Raw genomic sequence first — 16343 nt, 5'->3', positions numbered from 1 at the left:
AGCAAAAACAAATAAATGGGGAGCTAACATGACAAATAGAGAAGAAATGAATCCTAAGGTTGATGTGTATTTAGGAAAAGTGAACAAATGGAAGGCGGAAATGGAGAAGTTGAGAGCAATCATGCTTGACTGCCAGCTCACTGAAGAACTGAAGTGGGGTAAACCTTGTTACATGTTTCAGAATAGTAACATAGCTATAATACAAGGCTTTAAAGAACACTGTGCGCTTATGTTTTTCAAAGGTGCTTTGTTAAAAGACCCCAATGGTATTCTAATCAAACCTGGGGAGGATACGCAGGCAGGGCGCCAGATTCGGTTCACGAATGTTGAAGAAATTGTTGAGATGGAAACCATCTTGAAAGCCTATATTATTGAAGCCGTTGAAGTGGAAAAAGCCGGTTTGAAAGTGGATTTTAAAAAGAATACAGAACTTATTTTTCCTGAAGAATTCCAAGCTAAATTAGATGAAAATCCTGCTTTGAAAACTGCTTTTGCTGCATTGACGCCGGGACGACAAAGAGCATACATTATGCATTTTTCTGCGCCCAAACAATCTAAAACTCGGGAGTCGAGGGTTGAAAAATGTATGCAGGACATTCTCAATGGAAAGGGATTAAATGATCGATAAATTCGATGAGAAATAAAATTGAAGGGAGATATTCATTTGGATTTTTTTCCGTTGGAGGTATCTGTACTATCTGCCGATGCACTTCGTGAGTACATTTCAAGAGAATATTTTTCTTATGGCTTACTTAAATGCCGGTTATTTTATAGAGGCATACATGACATATATAGAGTTAATGCAGACGAAAAAGAGTATTTCTTTAAGGTATACCGTCAAGGGATCAGAAGCATGGAAGAAATACAAGCAGAGGTAGATTTGCTCAATCACCTAAAATTATCAGACATTAAAATCACTACACCAGTTACAAGACATGATGGAAAATTTATTTCACAGTTCAACACTGCAAATGGGATAAGGTATGGAGTGCTATATACGTCTGTTGGAAAACTTGAGTTTAATCAAATTGCGGAAACGGCTGAATTAAACGAGAGATTAGGTAGTTATATCGCTACAATTCATAATGCTTGGGACAAATGTGAGCTTGGAAAAAAACGATGGAATCTAGATGCTGCCTCATTTATAGATAATTCTATGGATGCTATCAGACAGTTCTCAACCATTCATGATTTTGACCTGCATTTTTTAGAGGAAGTTGCAAAGAATGTGAGCGATAAACTAGAGTATTTAACTGTTGAAAGACCGCAATATGGTATATGTCACGGCGACATATATAGTGGGAATATCCGAGTTGACGCTAACAGCAATCCTATCCTTTTTGATTTTGATTTCTGTGGAAATGGATGGAGAGCATATGACATATCTATGTATGCTTTCCCATTTGGCATGGGATGTGACGAAACGAAATTAAAAAAGAGAGAAGAACGAAAATATCAATTCTTAAATGGATATAACAAGGTTAGAGCTATGAGCCAAAGTGAAGTAGATTCTATTACCCTCTTTATTCCCTTCAGAAGAATTTTTAATATTGGCACTCTATACATTTCTTATCTTCCAAATACTTGGGGAGACTCTGCTGTCATCAGAAATGTAGATGAAGATATTAAACTGCTTCAAAAGTGGTTGGAATTAAACCCTATATTTTAATTAGTATGCAAAGCTAATGATAACTATATTCCGAAAAAAACCTAGAGATCCTTTACATAAATAAAGCAAACCCACTGCCATGAGTCTAACCGCTTAAGGCAGTGGGTTTGTCTTTAAAACCTTTATATCCGTTAAAAACGGATTATTCCTCCCCGGTCGCCACCGGATTTTCCTCATAGCTGATCCAATCGCTCCAGCTTCCTGGATAGAGTCTCACATTACTAAATCCTGCCTCATTCAAGGCCAGAACATTCGGGCAGGCGGATACGCCTGATCCGCAATATACGATGATCTCAGCGTCCTGATCAAGATCAGAAAAATGCTGTTTCAACTGCTCTGCATTTTTAAATGCACCCTTTTCGTCCAAGACCTCTTTCCAGAAGAAATTCACCGCACCGGGGATATGCCCCGCTGCTTGATCTATAGGCTCTTCCAGTCCCAGGTAGCGTGGCCGCTCTCTGGAGTCGATCAATATAGGTGAAAACCCGATATAGGAGCCAACAGGAACAGAAGCTTCGGATATACGTTGTACTTCTTTCATACTTGTGAGCATTTGTGGCTGAATATTTGCCACAAAGGTCGAGGGAATGCGAATCGGCTGGTCTGCCGTAACGGGGAATTTTGCTTCCTTCCAAGCGCTGTAGCTTTCTTCCAGCACGTATACCTGCTCATGACCAAGGTAGCGCAGCAGCCACCAGAAGCGGGAGGCCATCATCCCCCCTTGGTCATCATAAGCGACGATGCGTGAACCTGCATTGATCCCGGCACGGCTCAGACGTGCAGCAAGTGTATCTACATCAGGTAGTGGATGGCGACCACCATGCTCGCCTAGAGGAGCGGTAAGGTCTTCTTCCAAATCGAAGTGAATCGCCCCAGGAATGTGGTCTTCATTAAATTTGGTCCGTCCAGCCCCGGCTTGTCCGAGCACGGAACGGCAGTCGGCAATGATTATGTCGGGTTCATACAATCGGGCCAACAGCCAGCGCTTAGATACGATGGATTTCATAGAGGATTCCGCCTTCCTTTTTTTAACAGCAAATTTAATCCATTGAGTATGGTTTATGAAAATGGGGTAATAAGCTAAGAGCTAACCTTCAGGGGGTGCTCATTGTCAGGCATTTCACTTTGGTGGACAACTTGCTTTTTAAAATCCGTTCCGTATCGGATGAAAACCCATACTCCAAACAGAATGAAAAAGCCTGCACCAAACTGCAAGGCAGACAGCCTTTCCCCGAGCAGCACCCATGCCAGCAGGGAAGAAATAACAGGCTCACCGAGTACCGCCATCGACACCGCGGTGGCGTTTATGTATTTGAGCAGCCAGTTAAACAGGTAATGTCCGAACAGCGTAGGCACTATGGCAAGCAGCAGGAACAGCCCCCATTCCCGTGGCGCATATCCAGTAAAAGGTATAGCATTGACCACATTATACAGCGCAAGCGATGTGGCTGCGATGATAAAAACCCAAAAGTTATAGACAAAAGCGCTCAAATGCTCGCGTAGATGCTTGCCCAATAGCATGTGGATGGACACGGCGATCATGCCCAAGAAGGACAGTGCATCTCCGAGCAGAGCTTGTCCTGAGACATGAAAATCCCCTGCGCCGATGGCCAGTGAGCCGACAAAGGCCATACCCATTCCGAAGAGCATAGCGCGATTCGTGCCTGTCCGGAAAAACAAAAAAGAACCGAGCATGACAAGGATCGGTTCCAATGTCATAATAACAGTAGAGCTTGCAACGGTGGTCAGTCGCAGCGAGCCCATCCACAGCAAGAAATGCAGCCCTAGCGCGATTCCGGACCAGAGGATCAGCATCCATTGCTTGCGAGTGAGGCTGAATAGCTCGGTGCGGTATTTCCAGACCAATGGCAGCATCAGAAGATTGGTCAGGTACAGACGGTACATAGCGATGACGGACACCTCGGCTTCAGACCATCTGACGAATATCGAGGAGAACGAAATAGCGATAATACCTATGATGTACAATAATTCAAAGGAAAACGACGGTTTGTGTGCTTGATTCATGTGGCAGCTCCATCCGTATGAAAGAAAATAAATACGTTAAAATTCTTTCTAACGGTATCTCGAAAATGAGGTTTAATATAGCTCATTATACCGTACCTGGCATTCCCATGGTATTAGGATTTTGCAAAATACTGAGAATATAATCAACGGGAGCGAGAGGGAGGATTTTAAGTGAGATGCTGCATAGAACTTTTGCTGCACAAGCTCGTCTAACATAGTGGAGGTGGATTTTATGAAGAAACATAACACATTTTCAATCATACTACTGACTGTCGTGGCAGTGCTGGCTCTATCAGCCTGTGGTACGAAACCGCAAACCAATAACAATGCACCTTCAGGGGCAGACCAACCGCAAACGCAACAGCCGCAAGTCGCACCAGAGCCGGTTGCTGAACCGCAGGTTAAAAAAGGCACAGGCGTATACAACGGAGCTGCTGACCCACATACGGTAGAGATTGAAACCAACGGCGAAGCCCAATCCTTCCAATTAGGGGAGGGGATGGATACGGTAATAGCTGGACTTAAAGAAGGTGATCCAGTAGCGTTTGAATATAACGAAAAAACAGTAGAGGGCGACGCGACAGCGAAGCAACTGACTTTAACGAAAATACAAAAGACAGAGGCTGCAACAGATGGCAATCAAAACGGAAGTTCTGGTCAACAAGTAGGCGGGGAACGCGCGAAAACTCAAACTTTTGAGCTTACCCTTGAAGGGAAAAAGGAAAAGCAGACAGCAACCTTGGCAAAGGGAGAGGGCTATTCGCTGTATGTGTTTGATCCGATGTCCCTGTTCCCAGATCAAAACCGTGTCGCCTTAGCGGTGGATGATAACTACTACGCCGAAATTACGAAGTTGCCCTCCAACTTTAATTTAGATGAGCTTCAAAAAGAAGGCGAGAAGGAGTTGGCTTCCATTGGCAAGGTGCAAAAGCTGGACAAAGCAGACGTGCCTAAAGCGCTGACCAGCAGCCGTCTGTTCTTGCAAGCGAACGGTTCGAAGATTACACAACAGTATATTGTTGTGGAAAATACTACGGGCGCTTTCAGCGTGAAAGTGAATATTCCACAAGGGGAGCCTGCTGAAGGATTTGAATCCTTCATTTATACATCGCTGGAGAGCCTGCAAGCTAATAAATAATCCTAATATAAAGTCAGATGGACGCTGGCCTATAATTATGAATTTAAGGCAGTTAAACTGCTGAAATTTGTTGTTTCAGGTACTAGGTTAGCGCTTCGAGGGTCTAATCTGTAATTGCGAGACCTGCACTTTTGTGCTATAAAGGATGAGAGAATAAGATCATTCCGGCTTGCGAAGTCGTATGAAGCGATGAAGGAGTTGTTAGATTTAATATGTCCATCGAAATGAATACACAAGAAGTCATCAACGTGATTAAAAACAGCAAGAAAAAGACGCCTGTTAAAGTATATGTAAAAGGGGTTTTGGCTTCCGCATCTTTTGGCGAGAACGTTCAAGCTTTTATTTCTGGAGACAGCGGTGTGGTATTTGGTGATTGGGCCGATATCAAGCCGGTACTGGATAGCGCAAACGCGAAAGAAGAAGATTATGTGGTGGAAAATGACCGCCGTAACTCCGCTGTTCCTATGCTGGATCTGAAAGGCATTAATGCACGCATTGAGCCAGGCGCCTATATCCGCGATATGGTAGGCATCGGTAACAACGCAGTCATTATGATGGGTGCAGTGATTAACATTGGCGTTACGATTGGTGAAGGCACCATGATTGATATGAATGCTGTACTTGGCGGTCGTGTTAAAGTAGGCAACATGTGCCACATCGGTGCAGGCGTTGTCCTTGCAGGTGTCATTGAGCCACCATCCGCACAGCCTGTAATCGTAGAAGACGAAGTATTGATCGGTGCGAACTCGGTTGTACTGGAAGGCGTACGCATTGGTAAAGGTGCAGTTGTCGCAGCCGGAGCGGTTGTAACTGAAGATGTGCCTCCATACTCCGTAGTAGCGGGTACACCTGCACGTGTAATCAAACAGGTCGATGACAAGACCAAATCCAAAACTGAGATTTTGAAAGAACTGCGCGTTCTGTAAGAAGGCAAAGTTTTTTATGTACCAAAGGTGAACGATTCCTTGTCAGGAGCATGATGCACTGACAGCATAACTTAGGGACGAAGCACAACGGACAAGGCTCGGCGGCTGCGCCGGGCTTTTGTCCTTTTGTTCTTTTGCCAGGTAAGAGCTGATGAGCTATAAAGAGGAGGCGTAAAATGAGTACGGCCGATTATCGTTCTTTTGTTCAAATACGAAGGGATCTGCATCAAATTCCCGAACCAGGATTTGAGGAATATAAAACACAACGATACTTGCTGAACTACTTGGAAACGCTCCCTCAGGAGCGGCTGGAGATTCGTACATGGCGTACGGGCGTGTTAGTATTCATTCATGGAACGGCTCCTAAGCGCCGCTATGGATATCGTTGTGATATGGATGGTTTACCCATCGAGGAAGAGACGGGTTACGATTTCCGTTCGACTCATCCCGGCTACATGCATGCTTGTGGACACGACTTACATATGACGATTGGATTGGGAATTGTGACTCACTTTGCGAGTCATCCGATGAAGGATGATCTGGTCGTGTTGTTTCAACCTGCGGAGGAAGGACCTGGTGGAGCCTTGCCTATGCGGGACAGCACGGAGCTGGCCGACTGGATGCCGGATGAAATTGTCGCATTGCATGTTGCACCAGAATATCCTGTAGGCACAATTGCTACTCGCCCGGGTATCCTGTTTGCCAATACATCAGAGCTTTTCATCGATCTCAAGGGTACGGGCGGACATGCTGCTTATCCACACAAGGCGAATGATATGGTAGTAGCTGCTTGCCAGCTGGTAGGGCAATTACAGACGGTGGTAGCCCGTAACGTGAACCCACTGGATGCAGCAGTCATTACCGTTGGCAAGGTTAGTGGAGGCACGAAGCAGAACATTATTGCGGAAACCGCTCGTTTGGAAGGTACAATCCGTACGCTGTCTGCCGATACGATGACGCTGGTTAAATCGCGGATTGAGGCGCTGGTGCGCGGTGTGGAAGCTGGGTTTGAATGTCAAGCGGAGATTCATTATGGCTCCAATTATTTGCAAGTGTACAATGAAGCCAAGGTGACTGAGGAATTCATGAAATGGGTTAGTAATCGGCAGGATGTGCAGCTTGTTGAATGCGGAGAAGCGATGACGGGAGAGGACTTCGGGTATTTCCTGGAGCGAATTCCCGGTCTGATGTTCTGGCTTGGCGTGGATACGCCTTATGGCTTGCATCATGCCAAGCTGGAGCCTGCAGAGGAAGCCATTGAGGTAGCCATCCGCGTGCTGACAGACTATTTTACATGGAAGTCTCAAGGGTGAATGATACGGTCTGAATAATTATGTTTAATGAAGAGAATGTAATGGAATGAAGTCGAATTTTTGAAGGAGGGTGTTATGGGAGAGCAAACCATCATCCGATTTGAGCGGGTGACCAAACAATATGACAACGATCCCCCAGTGCTGGCGGATGTCAGCTTTGAGATTGAGCGTGGTAAGTTTTATACACTGCTGGGCCCTTCCGGTTGTGGTAAAACGACAATTTTGCGTATGATTGCAGGTTTTGCAGAGCCGACAGAAGGCTCTATTTATTTGAATGATAAACTCATTAATCGTGTTCCGGCCAATGAGCGGCAGGTCAATACGGTTTTTCAGGATTATGCGCTATTTCCACATCTGAACGTGTTTGAAAATGTCGCCTTTGGTCTGCGAATCAAAAAGATGAACAAAAAGGACATTCAGGAAAAGGTGACACAGGCGTTGTCCTTTGTCAATCTGGAAGGCTACGGTGAACGGGAAATTTCCGAGATGTCCGGGGGGCAGCGTCAGCGTGTAGCGATTGCACGGGCTATCGTCAATGAGCCTGATGTTCTCTTACTGGATGAACCTTTGTCGGCACTGGATTTAAAGCTGCGGACAGAAATGCAGTATATTTTGCGTGAAATGCAGCAGCGCCTGGGAATCACTTTTATATTCGTTACGCATGATCAGGAGGAAGCGCTGGCCATGTCAGACGAAATTTTTGTCATGAACAAAGGCAAGATTGAGCAGAGCGGCACGCCAAATGATATCTATGATGAGCCGATTAATCGATTTGTGGCTGACTTTATCGGCGAATCGAATATTGTTCCTGGACGTATGATCGCGGATTATCAAGTGGAATTTAACGGTCGACAGTTTGAATGTGTTGACGGAGGATTGCGTCCGAACGAACCGATTGAAATTGTGATCCGGCCCGAGGATTTGGAGATTACGAGTGTTGCTGAAGGCAAGCTGCGGGTAAAGGTGGATACTCAATTGTTCCGTGGTGTTCACTATGAAATAAGCTGCTATGATGATTCAGGACAGGAATGGCTCGTGCATTCTACCAAAAAGGCGGAGCTGGGAAGTGAAATCGGCCTGAAATTTGACCCGGAAGCCATTCATGTCATGCGCTTTGGGGAGACAGAGGAAGAATTTGATCGACGTCTGGAAGCCTATGAAGAGGTGGATCAGCATGTCCGGTAATACAAGAGCAGCGTATCTGCTGCCTTACTATTTATGGATTGTGCTGTTCGTGGCGGCGCCAGTTGTCCTTGTATTTTACTATTCACTGTTTGATGTGGATGGTCATCTCACATTCAGCAACTACGCTCAGTTTCTGACACCTGTTTACTTAAGCATGACGCTTAGCTCGTTTTGGTATGCATTTCTGATTACGGTATGTTCACTGCTCGTGGCGTATCCGGCGGCCTATTTACTTACTCGCACCAAGCATAAGCAGCTGTGGCTGTTGCTCATTATTTTGCCAACCTGGATTAACTTGTTGCTCAAAACGTATGCTTTTATTGGCATTTTCGGAACCTATGGTCCGGTGAATGCGGTGCTAGGAATGGTTGGGTTGGGTGGTCAGCAAATATTGTTTACCAGCTCCAGCTTTGTGTTTGTATCTGTTTATATTTTTGTGCCTTTTATGATTTTACCCATCTATAATGCGTTGGAAGGCTTGAATCCTTCACTGCTGGACGCAGCCCGTGATTTGGGAGCCTCCAAATGGACCGCGTTTCGCAGGGTTATTTTCCCGTTAACACTTTCGGGTGTGCGATCCGGTTGCATGGCTGTGTTTATTCCAGCGCTGTCGCTGTTTATGATTACCCGTCTGATTGCGGGTAACCGTGTGATTACGCTGGGAACGGCGATAGAGCAGCATTTTCTAGTTACTCAGGACTGGGGTATGGGCTCTACAGTTGCTGTGTTCCTGATTTTGGCGATGGCGATCATTATGCTGCTCACCTCGCGAACGAAACGGAGGGTGCGGCATGGCAAATAAAAACCGATTCGGAAATATTTATTTGGTGATTGTTTTTCTCGTGTTGTATGCACCTATCTTGTATTTGATGTACTATTCCTTCAACAGCGGCGGTACCATGCACGAGTTTGAAGGCTTTACACTTCAATATTACAAAGAGGTGTTCGCAGACACCCGGTTGATCATTATTGTCATTAACACTTTGGTGATTGCTTTGCTGTCGTCTGCGTTGGCTACGATAATTGGTATCATGGGTGCGCTGGCTATTCATCAGATGCAGAACCGTCGAGTCAAAAATACGCTGCTGTCGCTCAACAATGTACTAATCGTGAACCCGGACGTCATTATTGGCGCTTCCTTTCTCATTTTGTTCACGATGGTTGGAATTAAGCTGGGTTTTTACTCCGTTTTGTTATCCCATGTTGCGTTTAGTGTGCCGATTGCGGTCATTATGATTTTGCCACGGCTTCAGGAAATGAGTCCATCTCTGGTCGATGCCGCGCGTGATTTGGGTGCCAGCCGGCTGGATGTGCTAACCAAGGTGATTTTGCCCTTTATTAAGCCAGGAATTTATGCAGGCTTTTTTATGGCGTTAACGTACTCGCTGGATGATTTTGCGGTGACCTTTTTTGTGACTGGCAGTGGCTATTCGACCTTATCAGTGGAAATATACTCACGTGCCCGTCAAGGGGTTTCCTTGTCCATCAATGCGCTGTCCACGCTCATATTCCTGTTTACTGTGCTGCTGGTGGTGGGCTACTACTTTATCATGCGCAAGGCGAATCGTAATGGTAAAAAAGAGCCTGCGGCGGAAATGGGGGTGCCTAGATGAAGTCGCTTGTGCGCGTGTTTCTGTCCATTTTCATTATCTCGTTTGGCCTGATGGGCGTGGCAGCGTGGCTGAACTCCAGCCAAGGCTACTCCGGTGGTAACACACTGACGGTGTACAACTGGGGAGACTACATTGATCCTGAGCTGCTGGAACGGTTTCAGAAGGAGACGGGCATTACCGTCATTTATCAAACATTTGATTCCAATGAAGCGATGCTGACGAAAATCGAGCAGGGGGGAACTTCATTTGATGTAGCGGTTCCCTCGGAATATGCGTTGGCTAAAATGAAGCAGGAGCATCTGTTGCTCCCATTGGACCACAGCAAACTGCCGAATTTGAAGCATGTAGATGCTCATTATCTAAACCTTTCGTTTGATCCGAATAACCAATATTCGGTTCCGTATTTTTGGGGTACAGTCGGGATTGTATTTAACCCGGAGCTGACGAAAGGCATTGATTTTCATAGCTGGGATGGCCTATGGGATCCGAAGCTGCGTAATAACCTGTTGCTAGTTGATGGAGCTAGGGAGATTATGGGCATGTCGCTGAACAGTCTCCACTATTCCTTGAATGATACGAACCAGGCGCATTTGCAGCAAGCTTTGACGAAGCTGGAGAAGCTAGCACCCAATGTCAAGGCAGTGGTTGGCGATGAGATTAAAATGCTGCTGGCCAACGAGGAAGCTGCTGCTGGAGTTGTATGGTCCGGTGATGCTTCCGAAATCATGGATCAGAATGATAAGCTGGATTACGTCGTGCCAGATGAAGGGTCCAACCTGTGGTTCGATAATATAGTTATTCCAAAAACGGCCACCCATGTGGACGCGGCTCATAAATTTATCAATTTTATGATGCAGCCCGATGTAGCCGCTCAAAATGCCGAGTTTGTAGGTTACTCCACGCCAAACAAGGATGCAAAGAAATTGCTGCCTGAGGATATTTCTGGCGATGAGCGTTTCTATCCTCCATCTGAAATTACAGATAAGCTGGAAGTATACAACAATCTGGGTAAGCGAATGCTCGCTCACTATAATGAATTGTTCCTGCAATTCAAAATGCATTTAAAGTAGGGGAGTGGCGTTGTGGATCAGGGAATGGTGCTTTAGAGGCCACTGCGGAGGCGGATGGTGCTTACCATCGCTGTTAAATTCCGATTTTTATGATTGAATATGTAAAGGTGAAAATCGGAATTTAAAGGCGACCGCTTCGCTTGTCCAGCACCATTCCGCCCCCTCCGCTGCGCCGTGCTTAAAGCCACGTACCTATGAATCCCCCACGCCGACGGTGAGGGAGTAGGGGAAGAGTGAAAAGGCCCTTGAACCACCAACGTAGGTGGTTCAAGGGCCTTTTTTGTGTACTCACCGCGCGAAGCGGGCCAATTGAATCTGGAGAAGCGGCAGCGTTCGCCTTTGCTGAGGGATTCTTACCTATAAATGCTTTATACAATTAAAGAATCCCCCAGCAACAGCGATTGGAAGATAAAATGGACTGCGTAGCGCCCCTAACCACCTTAACCTCTCACAATTCCTCTAACAAACCTCTCTACTTTATTCAACCCTTGCTCCAGTACATCCTGTCCGTAGGCGTAAGATAAGCGAATGTAGCCTTCCCCATAGGAAGAAAAGGCATCTCCCGGCACGACAGCCACTCCTTGCTCTTCCAGCAGCTTCAAGGTGAAGTCCATCGAGCTTAATCCAAAATGGGCGATGGAAGGGAAGAGATAGAAGGCTCCTTCGGGCTTCTCCAGTGGAATTCCCATATCAGCCAGTCTTCCGTGTACATAGTCACGACGTTTGCGGTACTCATCGCGCATCGGAAGTGCATCATCCACCCCAGCGGTCAGGGCTTCTAGTGCTGCATATTGGCTAATTGAGCTAGCACAGGTCACGTTGTATTGATGCACTTTGACCATGTGCTGTGTGATTTCAGCAGGTGCAAGTGTAAAACCAATGCGCCATCCTGTCATGGAATGTGATTTGGACAGTCCGTTAATGACGATGGTGCGCTCCCGCAAACCTGGAAGAGTCGCAATAGATACGTGCGATGTATCATAGATCAGTTCGCTGTATATTTCATCCGAAATGATAAACAGATCGCGTTCCTTGAGCAAATCTGCGACTGCTTCCAGCTCTTCGCGGCTCATTACTCGTCCGGTTGGATTCGAAGGATACCCGAGAATGACTGCTTTTGTCCGCTCAGTCAGATAAGGCTCTAGTACCTCGGCCGTTAGCTTGAAGCCGCTGTTGCGGGTGTCAGCCAACACGGGAATGCCACCTGACAAACGGATCAATGGCTCATATCCTGGGTAGATCGGCACAGGTAGAATGACTTCGTCTCCGGGTGACAAAATTGTGCGCAGGGTAATATCCAGCGCTTCACTGGCTCCGTTCGTCACGATAACCTCATCCTGTCCTCGGTAATTCAGGCCGTATTTGCGATCTACAAACGCTGCTGCGGCTTCGCGTAATTCCGGTAGTCCCGGATTAGGTGTATACGTGGTCCGACCTTCATCAATCGCCCGATGGGCAGCTTCCATAATATGCGCAGGGGTAGGGAAATCCGGTTGTCCAATCGTTAAGGATAGCGTTCCGGGTAATGCGGCAACTTTGTTGGCGATTTTACGGATGCCGCTGATTTGAATATTTTTAACCTGATCGTTAAGCAAATGCTCCATAGTGTGTAATGCCACCTTTTTCTGTATTAGAACAAGTTTACAATAATATGATCTGATTATGCTACGGCAAGAAGAATTCATTTTACATAATTCAGGTACTAAATTGGCTAATTTGTGGTATCTTAAATATAGGGTATGTTTGTAAGCGTAATCATAAGGGAAATGGGAGTGATCAAAGCCAATTGACTTAACGATCACAGAACTAGATAAATGTCAGATTGATTGACTTTATAGGATAGTTAAGTTATCTTTTGTGGGGAAGTAGTATGATAAAGTAGAATGAATAATAGAATGAAGAGGTGAGATGTCGTGGGAGTAACAGCTAAACAAATTTTTGTGAATTTACCAGTTAAAAACCTGCAACACTCCATTGATTTTTTCACTTCCATCGGATTTGAATTCAATGCTCAGTTCACGGATGAACATGCAACCTGCATGGTTGTTAGTGAACATATTTTTGTCATGCTGTTGGTTGAAGAACGTTTTAAAGCGTTCACTTCCAAGGAAATTTCAGATGCCACGAAAAGCACAGAAGCGATTGTTGCCCTATCGGTGGAGAGCCGAGAAAAGGTGGATGAGATCGTCCACAAAGCTTTGAAAGCAGGCGGCAAACCCTCCAATGAGCCTCAAGATCATGGTTTTATGTATGGCTGGAGTTTTCAGGATTTGGATGGTCATCTATGGGAGTTCTTTTATATGGCAGAGCAGTCATAGAAGTAAGGGTGATTAAGCAAACGAAGTATCATGGAAAGTAATCTATCCTAAAAGGATAGTTTACTTTCTTTCTTGCATGTGATTGAACTTATCAGGAGGAATTACAATGTCTAACGAAGTGAGAATATACTCTGTTCAAGTGCTCAGCGAAGTATTGTCAGATTCACTAAGCCGGCTGTTGATCGACGTGGTTGCTGATGGTGCATCTATAGGTTTCTTACCGCCACTGGGGTATCAGGAGGCAGCAGCTTATTGGAACAGTGTGCTTGAGGACGGTGTAGTTCTGTGGATTGCCGAGAAGGACGGAATACCTGTTGGGACGGTTCAGCTTCAGTTGGCTCAAAAAGCGAACGCTACACATCGTGCAGAAATTGCAAAGCTTATGGTGCATCCGTCCGGACGCAGGCTTGGGATCGCACGACAGTTAATGAAGGCAGCCGAAGAAGAGGCAGTGCGTCATAACAGAACCCTACTGGTGCTGGATACGCGGGTGGGAGATCCTTCTAATAGATTATATGAGTCGATCGGGTTTGTGGAAGCTGGTGTTATTCCGAACTACGCTCAATCAGCCGATGGTCAGCTGCACGCCACTCGATATTATTATAAGCCATTAAATCCGTATTCCAGTCATAGCTGAGCATTTGCCGAATAACCGTGGTATTTGCGGGTAATCATAACTTGTCATAGGATTACATAACCTTTTTCCGCGTTTATTCGACTGGTAAAGCACGGGAATCGGAACGTATAATGAAGAGGAAATCAGAAAAGATCTTTTTATGTCATTTGACTGTACTGAATTGAAGAACGTAGCAAACACAGCGGAGGAATCAAAGAATATGAGGCTGGAGCATGATTTTTTAGGAACCAAGGAAGTGCCGTCAGATGCTTATTACGGTGTACAAACTCTAAGAGCAAAAGAAAATTTTCCAATTACAGGCCAACGATTGCATCCTGAGTTGATTAAAGCCATGGCGATCGTAAAAAAGGGAGCAGCGACGGTAAACATGGAACTAACCCGTTTACATCGCCCCAAAGCAGAGGCCATTATTCAGGCTGCTGACGAGATTATTCAAGGACAGTTGCATGATCATTTTATCGTCGATCCGATTCAGGGCGGCGCAGGCACGTCCATTAATATGAATACAAATGAAGTGATTGCAAACAGGGCGCTGGAGCTGATCGGTAAGCAGCGAGGAGACTATCAGGAGATCAGTCCTAATAATCACGTTAATATGGCGCAATCGACGAACGATGCTTTTCCTACGGCCGTACATTTGGCTGTATTAAGTATGATTGATAAGCTGTTAGTCACCATGAGTGAGCTTCAGGAAGCTTTTTCCCGCAAGGCCACTGAGTTTGATAGTGTGATCAAAATGGGTAGAACCCACTTGCAGGATGCAGTGCCGATCCGATTAGGGCAGGAGTTTCAGGCTTATGCTCGTGTGCTGGGCCGTGATATCGGACGCGTTCGTGCAACCAAAGATCACCTGCTAACCATTAATATGGGTGCAACTGCAGTGGGTACCGGCCTGAATGCAGACCGTCGTTATATTCAGCGTGTCGCTGAGGTACTGGCTGAGGTTAGTGGCTTTCCTGTGGAAGCAGACGAAAACCTCGTAGATGCCACACAAAATACGGATGCCTATACTGAAGTGTCCGCTGCCTTGAAAATTTGTATGATGAATATGTCCAAGGTGGCCAATGACATCCGTTTGATGGCTTCTGGACCACGCGCTGGTCTGGGAGAACTGAGTCTGCCTGCTCGTCAGCCAGGATCATCCATTATGCCGGGCAAGGTAAATCCAGTGATGTGTGAAGTCATTAATCAAATTGCCTTTCAGGTCATTGGTAATGATCATACAATCTGCTTGGCTTCGGAGGCAGGCCAACTGGAGCTGAACGTGATGGAGCCTGTACTTGTCTACAATTTGCTGCAATCGCTGGAAATTATGAAGCAGGGCTTCCACGTTTTCCGTGTTCATTGTGTGGAAGGAATTGAAGCAAATGTGGAGCGGTGCCGTGAATATGTGGAGAACAGTGTAGGTATTATTACAGCGCTCAATCCGCACCTCGGATATGAGGTCGTATCACGCATTGCCCGCGAAGCAATTACGACTGGCAAATCGGTACGTGAGCTGTGTCTGCTATATAATGTACTGACTGAGGAAGAATTGGACATTATATTGGACCCGTACCAAATGACTCAGCCTGGTATTGCCGGAGAATCTTTGCTGAATCGTGAATAATATTGCGGAGTTTAGAATGTAGGCAACTTTGAGATAAAATGAAGGCAGCCCCGTCGAATTCGGCGGGGTTGCTTTTGTGTAAAACCGTGTCAGTGTGATAGGTGGTAACGGTAACCCTACTAAGGAATATACCGCTTGCAGCCTACTGTAGAAAAGGGGAAGAGGAATGCTGCTGGAGCAATTATCGGCATATAAGGAATTAGGAATAGGACTTATTGTATTACTATTGTTGCTTGTGCTCATCATCAGGGGGCTGATGCGTGGTCGCCGCAATCGGATTTTACGTGAGCTAGACCCACGCAAAATTGGAATTCAGGATATAGATCTTATGGAAGATGGCTCGGAATTTGAGCTTTACTTACAGCGGTTGTTATCCGCATTAGGCTATAAGGACATTTATAAAACAACCAGCAGTCGGGATTTTGGAGCCGACCTGGTATTTACAGATCGTGAAGGCGTCAGAGTCGTAATTCAGGCCAAGCGTTATGCTATACAACATCCGGTCGGCTTGGGCGCGGTGCAGGAAATTTACACCTCTATGCGTTATTACGCGGCCGACAAGTCCATCGTTATCACCTCCGGTCGTTATACAGAATCCTGTAAAACACTTGCTGCTGTCAACGGGGTTAAATTATTGGATCGCAATGATCTGGAAGACATGATTGATTTGTTCAAGTCAAAGCGCCGCGAGGAGGTTATGGATGTAATAGAAAGTAGGGCAGAGGTGATCGCTTCCAAATGGAGTAAAAAATAATTATAAAAGGGACTGAACTACTGGCGGCAAGCTTGAAGCCTAGTAATCAGTCCCTTTTATTATTGAATATGATGCTGCTCTTATAC

At 45.8% G+C, this 16343-nt stretch carries 16 protein-coding genes; 13 read left to right on the top strand and 3 right to left on the bottom strand.

Annotated features, from left to right (window positions below):
• The first annotated feature begins 28 nt into the window (after positions 1-28).
• Both MKX36_RS17105 and MKX36_RS17100 read left to right on the top strand, forming a co-directional pair.
• Positions 29-628 (top strand): YdeI/OmpD-associated family protein, encoded by a 600-nt coding sequence (locus tag MKX36_RS17105; protein WP_340865103.1) that lies wholly within the window; start codon positions 29-31, stop codon positions 626-628.
• Positions 629-664: 36 nt separating this feature from the next.
• Positions 665-1669, top strand: coding sequence for a phosphotransferase enzyme family protein (locus tag MKX36_RS17100; protein WP_340865102.1), 1005 nt, complete (start codon positions 665-667; stop codon positions 1667-1669).
• Between the two features lie 142 nt (positions 1670-1811).
• Here MKX36_RS17100 and MKX36_RS17095 read toward each other — a convergent pair whose 3' ends face one another.
• Positions 1812-2675, bottom strand: a complete 864-nt coding sequence (locus MKX36_RS17095; RefSeq protein WP_340865100.1) for a sulfurtransferase — start codon at positions 2673-2675, stop codon at positions 1812-1814.
• A 74-nt stretch (positions 2676-2749) separates the two neighbouring features.
• Positions 2750-3694 carry a DMT family transporter gene (locus tag MKX36_RS17090; RefSeq protein ID WP_340865098.1) on the bottom strand — a complete coding sequence of 315 codons (945 nt, stop codon included), beginning with the start codon at positions 3692-3694 and terminating at the stop codon, positions 2750-2752.
• Positions 3695-3926: 232 nt separating this feature from the next.
• On the opposite strand from MKX36_RS17090, the gene MKX36_RS17085 reads away from it, so the two are divergent.
• The 7 genes from MKX36_RS17085 (at position 3927) to MKX36_RS17055 (ending at position 10939) form a co-directional block, all read left to right on the top strand.
• On the top strand, positions 3927-4832 hold the full coding sequence (locus MKX36_RS17085; protein ID WP_242211169.1) for a hypothetical protein: 906 nt from the start codon (positions 3927-3929) through the stop codon (positions 4830-4832).
• Positions 4833-5044: 212 nt separating this feature from the next.
• Positions 5045-5758 carry a 2,3,4,5-tetrahydropyridine-2,6-dicarboxylate N-acetyltransferase gene (dapD, locus tag MKX36_RS17080; RefSeq protein ID WP_340865096.1) on the top strand — a complete coding sequence of 238 codons (714 nt, stop codon included), beginning with the start codon at positions 5045-5047 and terminating at the stop codon, positions 5756-5758.
• 176 nt (positions 5759-5934) lie between these two features.
• A complete protein-coding gene (locus MKX36_RS17075) occupies positions 5935-7071 on the top strand; it encodes an N-acetyldiaminopimelate deacetylase (RefSeq protein ID WP_025365425.1) in 1137 nt (378 codons plus the stop codon).
• A gap of 75 nt (positions 7072-7146) precedes the next feature.
• Positions 7147-8256 carry an ABC transporter ATP-binding protein gene (locus tag MKX36_RS17070; protein ID WP_016821693.1) on the top strand — a complete coding sequence of 370 codons (1110 nt, stop codon included), beginning with the start codon at positions 7147-7149 and terminating at the stop codon, positions 8254-8256.
• Positions 8246-9058, top strand: coding sequence for an ABC transporter permease (locus MKX36_RS17065; RefSeq protein ID WP_016821692.1), 813 nt, complete (start codon positions 8246-8248; stop codon positions 9056-9058). Before MKX36_RS17070 ends, MKX36_RS17065 begins: the two co-directional genes overlap by 11 nt.
• Entirely contained in the window at positions 9048-9869 is an 822-nt protein-coding gene (locus tag MKX36_RS17060) for an ABC transporter permease (RefSeq protein ID WP_264216026.1), read from the top strand. The genes MKX36_RS17065 and MKX36_RS17060 overlap by 11 nt, the downstream gene beginning before the upstream one ends.
• A complete protein-coding gene (locus tag MKX36_RS17055; RefSeq protein WP_016821690.1) occupies positions 9866-10939 on the top strand; it encodes an ABC transporter substrate-binding protein in 1074 nt (357 codons plus the stop codon). The genes MKX36_RS17060 and MKX36_RS17055 overlap by 4 nt, the downstream gene beginning before the upstream one ends.
• 440 nt (positions 10940-11379) lie before the next feature.
• On the opposite strand, the gene MKX36_RS17050 is transcribed toward MKX36_RS17055, so the two are convergent.
• Complete coding sequence (locus MKX36_RS17050) at positions 11380-12543, bottom strand: aminotransferase A (protein WP_340865086.1); 1164 nt, start codon at positions 12541-12543, stop codon at positions 11380-11382.
• A gap of 309 nt (positions 12544-12852) precedes the next feature.
• On the opposite strand from MKX36_RS17050, the gene MKX36_RS17045 reads away from it, so the two are divergent.
• From MKX36_RS17045 to MKX36_RS17030, 4 genes are all read left to right on the top strand, one after another.
• Positions 12853-13257, top strand: coding sequence for a VOC family protein (locus MKX36_RS17045; RefSeq protein WP_017428234.1), 405 nt, complete (start codon positions 12853-12855; stop codon positions 13255-13257).
• Between the two features lie 106 nt (positions 13258-13363).
• Complete coding sequence (locus tag MKX36_RS17040) at positions 13364-13894, top strand: GNAT family N-acetyltransferase (protein ID WP_107733244.1); 531 nt, start codon at positions 13364-13366, stop codon at positions 13892-13894.
• Positions 13895-14093: 199 nt separating this feature from the next.
• Positions 14094-15503, top strand: a complete 1410-nt coding sequence (aspA, locus tag MKX36_RS17035) for an aspartate ammonia-lyase (protein WP_016821686.1) — start codon at positions 14094-14096, stop codon at positions 15501-15503.
• A gap of 166 nt (positions 15504-15669) precedes the next feature.
• Positions 15670-16257 carry a restriction endonuclease gene (locus MKX36_RS17030; protein WP_340865080.1) on the top strand — a complete coding sequence of 196 codons (588 nt, stop codon included), beginning with the start codon at positions 15670-15672 and terminating at the stop codon, positions 16255-16257.
• Positions 16258-16343: the final 86 nt, after the last annotated feature.

Origin of the sequence: Paenibacillus sp. FSL W8-0439, assembly GCF_038008995.1 — a bacterium.
Taxonomy (GTDB): Bacteria; Bacillota; Bacilli; order Paenibacillales; family Paenibacillaceae; genus Paenibacillus; species Paenibacillus polymyxa.
This window is presented reverse-complemented; position numbering and strand designations above follow the sequence as displayed.

Bases quoted from the DNA above. Each gene is read 5' to 3' on its own strand.
- MKX36_RS17105 (WP_340865103.1), top strand. From the start codon at position 29: ATGACAAATAGAGAAGAAATGAATCCTAAGGTTGATGTGTATTTAGGA.
- MKX36_RS17095 (WP_340865100.1), bottom strand. From the start codon at position 2,675: ATGAAATCCATCGTATCTAAGCGCTGGCTGTTGGCCCGATTGTATGAA.
- MKX36_RS17090 (WP_340865098.1), bottom strand. From the start codon at position 3,694: ATGAATCAAGCACACAAACCGTCGTTTTCCTTTGAATTATTGTACATC.
- MKX36_RS17085 (WP_242211169.1), top strand. From the start codon at position 3,927: ATGAAGAAACATAACACATTTTCAATCATACTACTGACTGTCGTGGCA.
- dapD (WP_340865096.1), top strand. From the start codon at position 5,045: ATGTCCATCGAAATGAATACACAAGAAGTCATCAACGTGATTAAAAAC.
- MKX36_RS17075 (WP_025365425.1), top strand. From the start codon at position 5,935: ATGAGTACGGCCGATTATCGTTCTTTTGTTCAAATACGAAGGGATCTG.
- MKX36_RS17070 (WP_016821693.1), top strand. From the start codon at position 7,147: ATGGGAGAGCAAACCATCATCCGATTTGAGCGGGTGACCAAACAATAT.
- MKX36_RS17065 (WP_016821692.1), top strand. From the start codon at position 8,246: ATGTCCGGTAATACAAGAGCAGCGTATCTGCTGCCTTACTATTTATGG.
- MKX36_RS17060 (WP_264216026.1), top strand. From the start codon at position 9,048: ATGGCAAATAAAAACCGATTCGGAAATATTTATTTGGTGATTGTTTTT.
- MKX36_RS17055 (WP_016821690.1), top strand. From the start codon at position 9,866: ATGAAGTCGCTTGTGCGCGTGTTTCTGTCCATTTTCATTATCTCGTTT.
- MKX36_RS17050 (WP_340865086.1), bottom strand. From the start codon at position 12,543: ATGGAGCATTTGCTTAACGATCAGGTTAAAAATATTCAAATCAGCGGC.
- MKX36_RS17040 (WP_107733244.1), top strand. From the start codon at position 13,364: ATGTCTAACGAAGTGAGAATATACTCTGTTCAAGTGCTCAGCGAAGTA.
- aspA (WP_016821686.1), top strand. From the start codon at position 14,094: ATGAGGCTGGAGCATGATTTTTTAGGAACCAAGGAAGTGCCGTCAGAT.
- MKX36_RS17030 (WP_340865080.1), top strand. From the start codon at position 15,670: ATGCTGCTGGAGCAATTATCGGCATATAAGGAATTAGGAATAGGACTT.